Annotated in this window: 6 protein-coding genes; all 6 read left to right on the top strand. The window is 50.1% G+C overall.

Annotated features, from left to right (window positions below; all coding sequences use genetic code 11):
- The first annotated feature begins 22 nt into the window (after window positions 1-22).
- The 6 genes from CIK90_RS03325 (at window position 23) to CIK90_RS03300 (ending at window position 15,185) form a co-directional block, all read left to right on the top strand.
- Window positions 23-3,901 carry a family 78 glycoside hydrolase catalytic domain gene (locus CIK90_RS03325; RefSeq protein ID WP_173849306.1) on the top strand — a complete coding sequence of 1,293 codons (3,879 nt, stop codon included), beginning with the start codon at window positions 23-25 and terminating at the stop codon, window positions 3,899-3,901.
- Window positions 3,898-6,555, top strand: a complete 2,658-nt coding sequence (locus CIK90_RS03320; protein ID WP_094464344.1) for a glycoside hydrolase family 20 zincin-like fold domain-containing protein — start codon at window positions 3,898-3,900, stop codon at window positions 6,553-6,555. The genes CIK90_RS03325 and CIK90_RS03320 overlap by 4 nt, the downstream gene beginning before the upstream one ends.
- 21 nt (window positions 6,556-6,576) lie before the next feature.
- The gene (locus tag CIK90_RS03315) at window positions 6,577-10,419 is read left to right on the top strand and encodes a malectin domain-containing carbohydrate-binding protein (protein WP_371595912.1); all 3,843 of its coding nucleotides are present in this window, start codon (window positions 6,577-6,579) and stop codon (window positions 10,417-10,419) included.
- A gap of 90 nt (window positions 10,420-10,509) precedes the next feature.
- Complete coding sequence (locus tag CIK90_RS03310; RefSeq protein WP_094464360.1) at window positions 10,510-13,503, top strand: glycoside hydrolase family 2 TIM barrel-domain containing protein; 2,994 nt, start codon at window positions 10,510-10,512, stop codon at window positions 13,501-13,503.
- A 550-nt stretch (window positions 13,504-14,053) separates the two neighbouring features.
- Entirely contained in the window at window positions 14,054-14,530 is a 477-nt protein-coding gene (gene argR, locus CIK90_RS03305) for an arginine repressor (protein ID WP_094389721.1), read from the top strand.
- A gap of 43 nt (window positions 14,531-14,573) precedes the next feature.
- Window positions 14,574-15,185, top strand: a complete 612-nt coding sequence (locus tag CIK90_RS03300) for a GNAT family N-acetyltransferase (protein ID WP_094464342.1) — start codon at window positions 14,574-14,576, stop codon at window positions 15,183-15,185.
- Window positions 15,186-15,207 lie beyond the last annotated feature (22 nt).

Genomic DNA, 15,207 nt, shown 5'->3' with positions numbered 1-15,207 from the left:
CACTACTATACGCAATAAAAATATGAAAATACTTCTCGTTCTTGCCATGGCTTTTTTCGCTTTGGGCGCAGAGGCGAAAGTCGGACTGACAAAGCTTCGCGTGGAGAATATGGATCAGCCTGCTGTCATAGCAACATCGCAGCCACGCTTCTCATGGCAGATAGTTTCCGATAAGAATAATGTGCGACAAACGGCCTATCAGATTGTTGTGGCAGATGCACAAGGGGAGGCTTGGAATTCTGGCAAAGTCATTTCAGACCGCCAGCTATGGGTGGAATATCAAGGAGCCCCACTCTCTGGAGCTGTCGATTATACTTGGCAAGTGAAGGTATGGACTACTGCTGGCGAGAGTGCATGGACGGATGCAACTCCCTTTGCTATAGGTCTGCTTAGCGAAGCCAAATGGCGTGGTTATTGGATAGGATTGGAGCGTATGATGCCTGGAGAGCAACGCACAATCCATACACGCATGGCTGCTCGCTATCTGCGTAAGGAGTTTGAACTGAAAAACAAAACGGTGCGACGCGCTACAGCATACGTTGCCGGTATAGGTTTGCATGAGTTTTATGTGAACGGACAACGTATGGGCGATGGAGTTTTGAACCCTATCCCATCAGACTATCGTAAGACTATTTACTATAACACCTACGATGTAACGTCGCAAACTACAGCGGGCAAACGCATCTGTCTGGCTATTGTATTGGGCAACGGACGACTGTTCCCTATGCAGCAACACAAGCCGTATAAGATTCCTGTGTTCGGCTTCCCTAAGTGTCGTATCAATGTCAAGGTGGAATATACAGATGGTACCACACAACTTCTACAGACTGACGATAAGGGGTGGAAGGTAACTGCTGAAGGACCAATACGCGCTAACAATGAATATGACGGTGAGGAGTATGACGCCCGTAAGGAACTGACGGGATGGGCTTCTGTAGGTTTTGATGACTCGCAATGGATGAAAGCTGAACGGACTGATATACCCACCGGAGTGCTTCGCCCACAGGGAAAAGGCATGAAAGTCAACGGTACTGTCGATATCCGTCAACTCAACGGACGGATTGTTGATGTGGGTCAGAATATGGCTGGATGGCTGAAAGTCAGAGTACGTGGTCATCAAGGCGACACCATTCGCATCATCTATGCAGAGCGATTAAATGCCGATGGTACGCTCTATCGCGATAATTTTCGCAATGCACAATCTACAGATATCTATGTTTGTAACGGAAAGGAAGGTAAAAACGGAAGATGGTGGACACCCACATTCGTATATCATGGCTTCCGTTATGTAGAGATACAAGGATTGAAAAATCTTACGCTTGCAGACTGTAAGGCAGAAACTGTAGGCGATGAGATGACGGTACTTGGACATTTCGAGTGTAGCGATACGATATTAAACAAAGTCATGCATAATGCCTTCTGGGGTATTGCCAGCAATTACAAGGGGATGCCTGTGGATTGTCCCCAACGCGACGAACGACAGCCGTGGTTGGGCGATCGCACAATGGGGTCGCTTGGTGAGAGCTTTTTGTTTGATAACGAACACCTTTATGCAAAGTGGATGCGTGACATCTGTGAGGCACAGCGATCTGATGGATGTATTCCTGATGTGGCACCTGCATTCTGGAATTACTATAGTGATAACGTGACATGGCCTGCTGCTCTGCCTTTCACTTGTGATATGTTGTGGCGACAGTTTGGCAATCGGCAACCCATTGACGATTCTTATCCTACTATTCGCAAATGGGTATTGCACATGATAGAGGAATACTGCCAAAATGGTATTATCACCAAAGATAAATATGGTGACTGGTGTCCGCCACCTGAAAAACTTGACTTAATCCACGCTCAAGATCCCAATCGCATTACTGATGGAAAACTGATAGCCACGGCTTATATGATTCGTGTGCTACAGTTGTTGGAACAATGGAATTGTGAGCCAGAGCGCTGGAATCCTATCCGAAAGACAATGACAGAGGCCTTCAACCGCAATTTTCTGACGGTTCGTAAAGGTACTTCGCTACGTCCGGGACATGTGCTCTTCCCTGATTCTACCTATTATGGTAATAATACCGTGACAGCAAATATCCTGCCTTTGGCATTGGGCATAGTACCCGATAGCTGCAAGAGTGACATTGTTCGTCAGGTGGTGGAGAATATTTGTGTCAAGAACAAAGGTCATGTGTCGTGTGGTGTCATAGGCATATCATGGCTATTGCGCACACTTTCCGACAATGGATTTGCTGACGTGGCATATCTTCTCGCCACTCAGAAGAGTTATCCCTCATGGGGATATATGGCAAACAATGGGGCTACTACCATTTGGGAACTATGGAATGGTAATACTGCCAACCCCCGAATGAACTCAGGTAATCATGTGATGCTCTTGGGCGACCTATTGCCTTGGTGTTACCAGTATATTGGTGGAATCCGTACTAATGATGCTTTCCGCCATTTCACACTTCGTCCTTCATTCGATATACAGGACTGTGAATGGGCAAACGTAGATTACGAGTCGCCTTACGGTCGCATTAGCAGTCATTGGAGAAAGACCTTACAACATTTGGACTGGGAGGTGGAAGTGCCTTGTAATACTACAGCAGAGGTTTATCTGCCTGATGGTACAGTCAAAACTGTAGGTTCTGGACATTACCAGTTTCGTGTTGAGATTCCCACAGCACATGCCGCTATAATGAAAGATGAGTTCCTTTATGAACATACACTTTTCCCTGAGGCACATGCCGGAACTATTGTAGAGACCAAGAAAGGTGATCTTATCACCGCATACTTCGGTGGAACGCATGAACGCGACCCTGATGTTTGCATCTATGTCAATATCAAACGCAAGGGCGAGAACCACTGGTCAACCCCTATACTTGCTGCAGACGGTGTGTTCCAAATAGGAACTCCACAGGCAGCATTAGCAGGACTGTCGGGCATCAACGCAGAAACAACCTCTGCAGAAGCCGGGCCGGTGAAGACGCTCAGTGATCAACGTGGCGCATTGACCTATGATTATCTCACTAAGAAGACGCTTGTCACGCTTCCGAAAGGTCTCAAACGCAAGGCATGTTGGAATCCTGTACTCTTTGAGATGCCTGATGGCGAACTTTGGCTGTTTTTCAAAATAGGATCAACGGTAGGGGATTGGACCGGATGGCTTACAAAATCGAAGGATGGCGGCCGTACTTGGAGTGACAAGGAACCGTTGCCGAAAGGTTTTCTCGGCCCTATTAAGAACAAGCCCGAACTGATTGACGGTCGTCTGATATGCGGTTCTTCTACCGAAGGAAAGGGTTGGCGCTTCCATGTGGAGATTTACGACATAGCTACCAAGACTTGGAAATACGTGGGACCGATAGAGGCAGCCAACGAACCAGCCACCATTGACCTGACTGCCGATACTAAAGATCTTGCCCATCCCATATATCATGAAGGCAAATCGGCATTGCCCATCTATAGCATACAACCCTCCATTCTTCGTCTGTCTGATGGACGCTTGCAGGTGTTGATGCGCACGCGCAATGGTCGTCTTGCCACCTCTTTCTCCAATGATCATGGAGATTCTTGGTCGAAAGTGGTGTTGACAGACGTTCCCAACAACCAGAGTGGCACCGATGCTGTGACTCTGCGTGATGGTCGCCATGCATTGATTTATAACGATTTTGAGACGCTGCCCGATACGAAGAAAGGTCCGCGCACACCTTTGTCGTTAGCGTTGAGCACCGATGGCTCTCATTGGCAAAAGGTGTTGACCTTAGAAGATTCGCCCATCGACCAATATTCCTATCCCGCTATTATACAGGGTAAAGATGGCACGTTGCATTGTCTCTATACCTGGCGCCGACAGCGGATGGCCTACAAACAAATCAATCTGAAGAAACTGAAACAAGACAAATGAAAAAACTACTCACTATGATTTTGCTGGCTGTCAGCATAGTATCCTATGCTCAGACATTCAGCATCACCACTCGCCGAGAGGCTTCCAACCGCGAAAAGTTTGCAGCCGAATATCTGTCGCGCAAGCTCTCTGCGTTGGGTTATTCCTTTGTCAAGGGTAAAGCAGACTATCGCATCTCTCTGATAATGTCGAAAGACAGCACCGTTTTGAAGCAAGAAGGCTTTCGTCTTTCACAGCGCAAACGCACCATCACGATAGAAGGTGGCGATGCCACGGGAGTCATCTATGGATGCAACGAACTGGTGGAACAGGTGAAGAAAAACCACATGTTGATGGTTTCGCCTACCATGCAACACCCCGAAATGGTGATGCGTGGCACTTGTATCGGTCTGCAGAAAACCGTCTATCTACCGGGGCATGGAGTCTATGAGTATCCTTATACTCCCGAAAACTTCCCTTGGTTCTACGATAAAGCAGAGTGGGTGAAATATCTCGATATGATGGTTGAGAACCGTATGAACTCGCTCTATTTATGGAATGGACATCCTTTTGCCTCCTTAGTAAAACTGAAAGACTATCCCTTTGCCTTAGAGGTTGACGAGGCTACGTTCCGTAAGAATGAAGAGATATTCTCCTTTCTTACGCATGAAGCCGACCGTCGCGGCATCTTCGTTATACAGATGTTTTATAACATTATTCTTAGCAAGCCCTTTGCAGACCACTATGGACTGAAGACCCAGGACCGTCATCGCCCCATCACACCACTCATAAGCGATTATACCCGTAAGTCTGTTGCGGCTTTTATCGAGAAATATCCCAACGTGGGATTGCTGGTATGTTTGGGTGAGGCCATGGCATCTATTGACGATGATGTGAAATGGATGAAGGAGACCATCATACCCGGTATCAAAGACGGACTGAAAGCATCTGGCCGTACCGACATACCTCCTGTTGTGTTGCGTTCCCACGATACCGATGGTCCATTGGTACTCCGTGAGTCATTACCACTATATCCCAATATCTATACGATGTCGAAATATACAGGTGAGTCGCTTACTACTTACGAGCCGGGTGGACCGTGGGGTGAAACCCATAGACAACTGGCTGCCGCCGCCCCTGTCCATATCGACAATGTGCATATCCTTGCCAATCTGGAACCTTGGCGATGGTCGTCACCGGCGTTTATCAGTAAGACGGTAGAGGCTATGCACCGTGTACACCATTCAAAAGGATTGCATCTCTATCCCCAAGCCAGTTATTGGGACTGGCCCTATGCAGCAGATAAATTGCCAGATGGACGTAGATTGAAACAGTTGGACCGCGATTGGATGTGGTATAAGGCATGGGGCCGTTATGCTTGGGACTGTCATCGCAACAACGATAATGACTATTGGAAGCAGATTTTGGCAGATTATTACCAGACAGATACACTTACGGCAGGTCGCATACTCAATGCCTATGATGAGTCTGGAGAGATTGCGCCCAAGTTGTTGCGCCGTTTCGGAATTACCGAGGGCAATCGCCAAACACTCCTGTTGGGCATGAAAATGGGACAACTGGTCAATCCTTACAAATATACCATCTATCCTGGATTCTATGAAAGTTGTGGTCCCAAGGGTGAAAAACTCATAGAATACGTGGAAAAGGAATGGAACCATCAGTCGCATGAAGGCGAGTTGCCTCTTGATATCATAGACCAATGTGTGGATCATGGTGCTGCAGCTCTTGCCGCCATCACTTCCATTCAATCCGAAACGCTGGGCAACCACAGAGACGAGTTCCTTCGTTTGCAGAACGATATGCGTTGCTATTACCATTTTGCCAAGGCTTTCCGTCTGAAAGTGTTGGCTGCCCAGCAGGCTCTCAACTACAAATGGAGCAAGGATATCAGCCACCTTGATGCTGCCGTTCCGTTGTTGGAGCAGTCTATTGAGGAATGGCGCAAGCTCTGCCAACTCACCGCCGACACCTATCTCTATGCCAATTCCATGCAGACCGCACAGCGTCGCATCCCTGTAGGTGGCGACAATGGCAAGTATAAGACTTGGACAGAGATGCTGCCCATCTATGAAGAAGAGTTGGAAGCACTTCGACAGAACATCTACCGATTGCGTCATCCTGCTGATTCCACAGCCACAGCCCATATTGCGGCAGTCACTCCAGCCCCAGTGAAACTGTCCGACGGACAGCAGACCGTGACACTAACCAAGGATGCCATACTTTTCGAAGGTCGTCCCGATACTAAGGTTGATGCCGTAGCCCCCGAACTGGAAGGTCTTCAAGCCCTTGTCCTCAATCGCGATACTACTCGCATCAAGGGTACCACCATTAGTTTTTCATCGCCCAAGCCTGTTAAAGTGCTGGTTGGATTCTTTCAGGATGATGACCATAAATGGGCGAATCCTCCAAAATTGGAGATTGATGCCACGGGCAATGAATATGGTCAGGCAGAGCCCGTATTGACCAATGCCATCAGTATGCTACAAATGCCGAAGGTCAATATCCATCAGTATTGTCTTCCTGCTGGTAATCATTTGTTGCGTTTGCCAAAGGGCATCATCATGGTGGCTGGTTTTACATCCAGTGAAATTCAGCCCCGCGATGCAGGACTCAACGGTGCCGGCAACGAGGTTGATTGGCTGTTTCAGAAATAAAACGAATCAGATACGACAATGATGCATACTACTACATTTACCCACCGGATGTTTCTGTTGCTGTCAGCCTTGTTGCTGTTGAGTCAAATATCCTTTGCTGCACGCCATAAGCAAAAGGTGGCTGTCACTCGCGAGGACATGAAGCGCGTCTATGACGAAGTACGCACACCTTATAAATATGGTATGGTGGTGGCTCCCGCCGATAATGGTCATAAGATTGACTGTCCTACGGTGTTCCGCGAAGGCAATCGTTGGCTGATGACCTATGTGGTGTATAATGGTAAAGGCGGACTTGATGGACGTGGCTATGAGACATGGCTGGCATCGAGCGACGACCTCTTACACTGGCAAGTGGAAGGTCGATTGCTGAGTTATCGCGATGCCGGATGGGACATGAATCAGCGTGGTGGATTCCCTGCACTTATAGACTGGACATGGAATGGCAGTTACCGCATAAACACCTATAAGGGCCATCACTGGATGACCTATATTGGCGGGCACGGCACTGGTTATGAAGCAGTACGCGAACCTTTACATATTGGATTGGCATGGACTGCAGGCGATGTCAGCAAAGCCCACGAATGGGAGTCGCTGTCGCGCCCGGTGATGTCCATCAACGATAAGGATGCGCAATGGTGGGAGAAGTTGGTACAATATAAAAGTACGGTATATGACGACCCCAAGCGCACGCTGGGCAAGCGTTTTGTGATGTTCTACAATGCCGGCGGCATCAATCCATCCAACCAACTGAAAGCTGAGCGCATCGGTATAGCCCTTAGCAACGACATGAAACACTGGCAGCGCTACAAGGGCAATCCCGTTTATAGCCATGAAGCACCCGGCATTATCACGGGCGATGCACAGATTGTGAAGATGGGCAATCTTTTTGTCATGTTCTATTTCTCTGCTTACAATCCGTCTCGTCGCTATAGTGCCTACAATACCTTTGCCGTCAGTCGCGACCTTATCCATTGGACCGACTGGGATGGTGAAGACTTGATTATCCCCTCAAAGCCCTACGACAATCTGTTTGCGCATAAGAGTTATGTGGTGAAACATGATGGTGTAGTCTATCATTTCTACTGTGCTGTCAACAACGACCAGCAACGTGGCATTGCTGTGGCTACCAGTCGGCCGATGGGACGGTCTTCTGTCCACTTTCCAAAAGCCGAGAGGAAAGGTTGCCGCCAAGTGACCAACCTCAACGAAGGATGGCAGGCACGCCTGTCGGGTAAGGGCAAGAAGGAGGCTATAAAAGTCAATCTGCCCCACAATTTCGATGACTATTACGGCTACCGACAGTTGCGCCATGGCAATCTGCACGGCAATGCCGACTATACCAAAAACATCGAATGTAAGAAACAAGCAGGTCGCCGCTACTTCCTTCAGTTGGAAGGCGTGGGCACCTATGCCACAGTCAGCATCAATGGTCATGCATATCCGCGAGAACTGGTAGGCCGTACGGTCTATACGCTCGATGTGACCGATCGTTTGAAAACGGGCACCAACCAATTGTCCATCCATGTGGAGCACCCATCTATGCAGACCGAGTCACCCTGGGTGTGTGGTGGTTGCTCGTCGGAATGGGGCTTCTCTGAGGGCAGTCAACCATTGGGCATCTTCCGCCCCGTATCGCTCATCGAGACCGACGAGGTGCGTATCGAACCGTTTGGTGTACACATTTGGAACAACAACACCTGTGATTCGGTATATATCGAAACCGAGGTGAAGAACTACGGCAGTTTGCCAGCCACCTTCGAACTCGTCAATAAGTTCACGTTAGCCAGTGGCAAGCAACTTTTCCGACAGAGCGATACCTTGACTTTGCAGCCCGGCGAGACCCGCATGATAGCCTGTGCTGAGGCTGTGGCAGATGCACATCGATGGAGTTTGACAGATCCTTATCTCTACACCTTGGTATCTATGATCAAGCGGCAAGGCAAGACTACCGATGAGGTACGCACGCCTTTCGGCATAAGAAGCATATCTTGGCCCGTACTGCGCCATGATAACGATCCCCGATTCTATCTCAACGGTCAGCCAACCTTTATCAATGGCACCTGTGAGTACGAACATCTTTTAGGTCAGAGCCATGCGTTTTCCAACGAACAGATACGTTCACGCATGAAAATGATACACCACGCCGGATACAATGCCTTGCGCGAAGCCCATCAGCCCCATAATTCGCTTTATCAGCAACTTGCCGACGAACAGGGAATGCTCTTCTGGAGTCAGTTCTCAGCCCATATCTGGTACGACACACCGGCATTCCGACAGAACTTCAAACGCTTATTGGTGAGATGGATAAAAGAGCGTCGCAACTCGCCGAGCGTAATCCTTTGGGGACTGCAAAACGAAAGTGTGTTGCCCAAAGACTTTGCCGAAGAGTGTTCTGCCATTATCCGTTCACTCGACCCCACCTGTCATGACCAGCGTGCCATTACCACTTGCAATGGCGGTGAAGGTACCGATTGGAATGTGGTACAGAACTGGAGCGGCACCTATGGCGGTTCTGCCGACAACTATCATCAGGAGTTGTGTCGTCCCGACCAGTTGCTCAATGGTGAATACGGTGCTTGGCGCACCCTTGATCTGCATGGCGAAGCAAAATACAGTGAGGAAAAGAGCACCCAACTGCTTACTACCAAGATGCGCTTAGCCGAGCAGGTTGCCGACAGCGTCTGCGGTCATTTCCAGTGGATCTTCGTTTCTCACGACAATCCCGGACGCGTGCAACCCGATGGTGCCTACCGCCGTATCGACCGTGTGGGCCCCATCAACTACAAAGGCCTGCTCACCATCTGGGAAGAACCATCGCTCGCCTATACCACCATAGCCCAAAGAGGAAAGAGCAACACCCCGTCGCTCCGACTCACAGCCGCCGACCATCAGACCGATTGCCTGCGTGCTGCCGAGGGCTACCACTATCTCTATCGTATCAACTGCGGTGGCGATTGTATGACAGATGAATATGGACAGCAGTGGCACGCCGATGATCAGCGCTACTGGCACTCGTGGGCACAGGACTTCAAGAACATCGATCCGCGTCAAGCCAGCCAACGCCACATCACTGATAGCATACGCGGAACACAGTCAGCAAGCCTCTTCCAGTATTTCCGCTTCGGTCGTCACCGTCTTTGGTACGATTTCCCTGTTGCCGATGGCGATTATCGAGTAGAGCTATACTTCGCAGAACCATGGCACGGAAAGGATGGGGGAGAACACGATGACTATGAGGGATTGCGCATCTTTGATGTGGCAGTCAACGATTCGGTTGTTATCGACGATCTCGACCTGTGGGCAGAGGCAGGCTATTGTGCCGCCACCAAACGTGTGGCGAATGTTCATGTGGAAGGCGGTCATCTGCGCATTTCGTTCCCAGAGGTTAAAGCCGGACAGGCTGTTATCAGCGGCATTGCCATCGCTTCACTGCAGCCAGTGGTTGAAACTCCCCACGATTGTCGTCCAACATGGCAAGCGCTCGATACCGACACCATAGCTCGACTGCCCCAAGACCTCTTGCCCAAGGACACAGAGACTCGTCCTGCCGTGGCTTACAAACCGTTGACAACCCCTGCCGAAGGTCAGGTTGCCGCCACGCAGTTTGTCATTCAACCGGGTCTCGGACAGGAATATGCGCTGCGTTTCCGCTATAAGAACACGACGGGCGCACCTGTTGTGGCACGCCTGACCATTGTTGATGCCAAGCAGATTACGCTGGTGGATCGCAAGATCACCTTCCCTGCCACGCCCAACAAGTTTAAGATGCTCTCCACCACCACCGGAACACAGATCAATGCCGGCACCTATACCGTCACGGTAGAGTCGGCAGACGTATCGTTTCGCGAACTTGAAATACAATAAACGATGATTCGTTTCCCATACACTATACTCATGTCAACGATGAAGAATCCTATCCTGCGCCTCGTGCTGACCGCCACGTTCTGTTGTGGCATGGCGCTGCAGACTGCCACACCGATAGTGGCACAATCCGTATCATCCTTACCCACACGTGAACACCACGATTGGGAAGACCACCATGTGTTGCAGATCAACCGCGAAGCACCTCGTGCCTATTTCATACCCTTTGCCGAAAAGCCCGGCGACAGCCGTTTGTCGCTCAACGGTGCATGGCACTTCCGATGGACCAGGACCCCTCAGGAGCGCATAGCCGACTTCTATCGCACCGACTTCGATGCATCGTCATGGCAACGGTTGAACGTGCCTGCCAACTGGGAGGTTAATGGATACGGCACCCCCATCTATGTGTCGGCAGGTTTTCCCTTCCGTATCAATCCCCCTTACGTTACTGATGAGCCGAAAAAAGACTGGACCACTTATGAGGAACGTAACCCCACAGGCCAGTATAAGCGCACCTTCCAGTTGCCTGAAAAGTGGCAGCAGGGTCAGACCTTCCTGCGCTTTGAAGGCGTGATGAGTGCGTTCTACGTATGGGTCAACGGCGAGCGCGTGGGCTATTCGCAGGGATCGATGGAACCCTCGGAGTTCAACGTGACCCCTTATCTTCATTGCGGTGAGAACCAAGTGGCTGTCGAGGTGTATAGATACAGCGACGGTTCCTATCTCGAAGATCAGGACTTCTGGCGCTTTGGCGGTATCCATCGCGATGTATTGCTCTACCACACTCCCGATGTGCGACTTCGCGATGTTGCCATTCGAACTTGTTGCAACAATCTTTCCGATGCCCAATGGACGTTGCAGATAGACCCGCAGTTCTCGGTCTATCGTGGCGAGGATGGCGAAGGCTACCGTTTGGCAGCCGTATTGACCGATGGCGGACAGACTGTAGGTAGCGATACTGCAGATGTGGCAACGGTGCTCGACCTCTCACACAAGGCAGTCCGCATGAACGAATGGTATCCACAGCGTGGGCATCGCAAGTTGGGACGCATGACGATGACGGTTTCCCGTCCACGATTGTGGAGTGCCGACTATCCCCATCTCTATGACCTTCACCTGGTATTGTTGCGCCCCGACGGAAGTGTGGCAGAGCAAGTGAAGGAGCGTGTGGGTTTCCGAAAGATAGAAATCAAGGGCTGCGAGATGTTTATCAACGGTCATGTGGTAAAACTGCGTGGTGTGAATCGCCACGAACACGACCCCCATACAGCTCGTGTGATGAGTGAAGAGCTGATGGTCAAAGACCTCTTGCTGATGAAGCAAGCCAACATCAATGCCGTGCGCCTGTCGCATTATCCCAATTGTCCGCGTTGGTATGAGTTGTGCGACTCTATCGGCATGTTTGTGATGGACGAGGCTGACTGTGAGAGTCACGGATTGCGAGGCACCCTGGCAAGTACTCCCGACTGGGCACCCGCCTTTCTCGACCGTTGCATCCGCATGGCGGAGCGCGATAAAAACCGTCCTTCGATTATCTTTTGGAGCTTGGGCAACGAGAGTGGCTATGGTCCCAACCATGCTGCCATGGCAGCTTGGCTCCATGAGTTCGACCCCACACGCCCCGTTCACTACGAAGGAGCGCAGGGCCATTACCCCGACCTTTACGACCCTAAGACCGTTGATGTCATCAGTCGCTTCTATCCACGGGTGCGCCAGGAATATCTCAATCCCGGCATACCTGAGGGCTCCGACCGCGAACGTGCTGAGAATGCACGGTGGGAGCGACTGCTCGATATTGCCGATGCAGGCGATACCCGCCCCATATTGACCAGCGAATACGCTCATGCGATGGGCAATGCGATGGGCAATTTTCAAGACTATTGGGACGAAATCTACAGTCATCGTCAACTGTTAGGCGGTTTTATCTGGGACTGGGTAGATCAGGGAATACTCCGTGGCGATAGTGTTTGCTATGGTGGCGACTTTGGTGATAAACCCAATCTGCACGCTTTCTGCCTCAATGGTGTGGTACGCAGTCAGCGCGAACTCACTCCGAAATACTATGAAGTGAAGAAAGTTTATGCGCCAGTATGCTTCCGTCGCGAGGGTAACACCATTCGGGCTGCTGTGCGATACAGCGAGATTCCACTCTCAGAATACCGCTTTACATATACTGTAACTGACAATGGACGACTCGCTGCACAGGGCACATTCGCCGAAACGCTCTCGCTCGATGGCTTCGCCCGACTGATCAATCGCCATGCCGATCACGACATCCGACTCACTGTCGCCGCCCATCGCAACGGTATGGAAGTGACCCACGAACAGTTCCCACTTGCCGATCATCTCTTGGCAATGGCATCCTCCGCAAATAAGCGTCAGTCGCCCATCGTCTCGCTGGCAGACATACGCCTGCAAGCATTCCGTGCACCGACCGACAACGATAAGAGTTTTGGCAACTGGTTGGCAAAGGATTGGAAGCGACAGGGCCTTGATACCGCACAAGTGGTAGTGACTGACGGAGGCAGACGACAGGAGATACGACTGCCCGAAGGCACCATCACGATGACAGCCGAACAGCAAGACGATGAATACGAACTGACCTTCACCTGTCAGGGAACGCTGCCCGAACTGCCCCGACTGGGCATTGTCATGGCTCTGCCCGATGATTACAACCGAGTGGAATGGTACGGACTCGGACCATGGGACAACTATCCCGACCGACAGGCTGCCTGCACCATAGGCAAGTGGACTTCCACCGTGGCAGAACAATACACCCCTTATGCGCGTCCGCAGGATTCTGGTAGTCACGGATCATGTGCCTATGTGGTGTTGCGCAACGGTGCTGGCAAGACAATACGCGTTGAAGCCATAGGCGAACCCTTTGCGTTTAGTGCCTTACCCTATTCCGCGCGCGAGTTGGCCACAAAAAACCACCACTACGAACTGCGTCCCGACGGTCATACCTACCTGTCTATTGATTGTGCCGTGTTAGGACTTGGCAATAGTTCGTGTGGTCCCGGTGTGCTGAAACGCTACGCCATCGACAAATCGACAACCCACCGTTTGCGCTTCCGCATACGGTAACCATAAGACAACATTTCCCTTTATCAAACAGTCAAAGACGTCAGTTGCAGTCTGAAACAATATCGCTTCCACCTTGCAACTGACGTTTTCTCGTTGTGTTCGTGACGTTCCCTCTATGTGCATGTGATGTTCATAGCAAAGCAAATTCAATGAATTTCCTCAGCAAACTCAATGAATTTCCTCAGCAATTTCAATGAATTTGCTGACCAATTTCAATGAATTTGCTGAGAAAAGTGGCTTCTGTGATGCCGCAAAGTATTGTTTACCAGTAAATTATGTAAGTTTGAAAAGATTGCTGAAAACGATGCTTTTAGTCTGTAGAGCATCAATATAATAATAATAATGGACGTGCGTGCGCGTGCGTAGCATGTTGCATTTCACTTCTTCTATGATACCCAACAAAATACGTGGACGGTTGTCTTCATTCTTAAGTGAACAGTGTCTGAATCATGTAATCCACTTTTTTTTTGAAAAAAGATAGTAGAATGTTTGGTTATATGCATGGAATTGTATAATTTTGCACCACATTCGTATAAATATACTTAGCACTATGAAAGTCAAAAACGACCGTTTAGAGGCCCTCCGCATGATAATTTCCAGTCAGGAACTCGGTAGTCAGGAAGAATTGCTGACCGCCTTAAAGCAAGAAGGCTTCACGCTGACACAGGCAACTCTGAGTAGAGACTTGAAACAACTGAAGGTGGCAAAAGCCGCTTCCATGCGCGGCAACTATGTCTATGTGTTGCCCAACGACACCATGTACAAGCGCGTCAGCACTCCGCACAGCGTGCGCGAGATGTTGCAGGTGCCTGGTTTTTTGAGCATCAACTTCTCAGGTAACATTGGTGTGATCAAAACCCGTCCGGGCTACGCCAGCAGTATAGCCTATAATATCGATAACAGCAATATTGACGACATCCTCGGAACGATAGCCGGCGACGATACCATTCTGATTGTTATCAAGCAGGGCGTGCATACACAGCAGGTGATTGACGCGCTGAGCGAAGTAGTGCCTAACATGAAATGACGAAAGATTAATACAGACCGAAATAGTCAGTTGAACGAAATAAATGGAACAGACAGACAATAAGGAAATAGAAGTGATTGTGGCAAGTCCGGAGCATGAGGTCTATGTAGATACCATCCTGCAGACCATCGCCGATGCTGCAAAGGTGCGCGGCACCGGTATTGCAAAGCGTACACACGAATATCTTGCCACGAAGATGAAAGAGGCAAAGGCTGTAATAGCCTTGTCAAACGGACGTTTTGCAGGATTCAGCTACATTGAGACATGGGGAAACAAAACTTATGTGACAACCTCAGGACTCATCGTACACCCCGATTTCAGAGGCCTCGGAGTGGCAAAACGCATCAAAGACCTCACCTTCTCGCTCGCAAGAGTGCGCTGGCCACATGCTAAGATATTCTCGCTCACCAGCGGAGCTGCCGTTATGGCGATGAACACACACTTGGGCTACCAGCCCGTGACCTTTGCCGACCTCACCGACGATGAATCGTTTTGGCGCGGTTGCGAGGGTTGTGTCAATGTAGATGTGCTTCACCGCACCGGACGAAAATACTGCATCTGCACCGCCATGCTATACGATCCCGAAGAACACCTGCCCGTGAAAATCCCTGAGGCAGTGCTCGAACGTATTAAAGCAATGGACGGAGTAAAATAGGAAACAACGCCCTCAGCCCTTC

The sequence above is a fragment of the Prevotella sp. P5-126 genome, from assembly GCF_002251185.1.
Lineage (GTDB): Bacteria > Bacteroidota > Bacteroidia > Bacteroidales > Bacteroidaceae > Prevotella.
The sequence above is the reverse complement of the archived record's forward strand: the minus strand, read 5'-3'. Positions and strand labels throughout refer to the sequence as shown.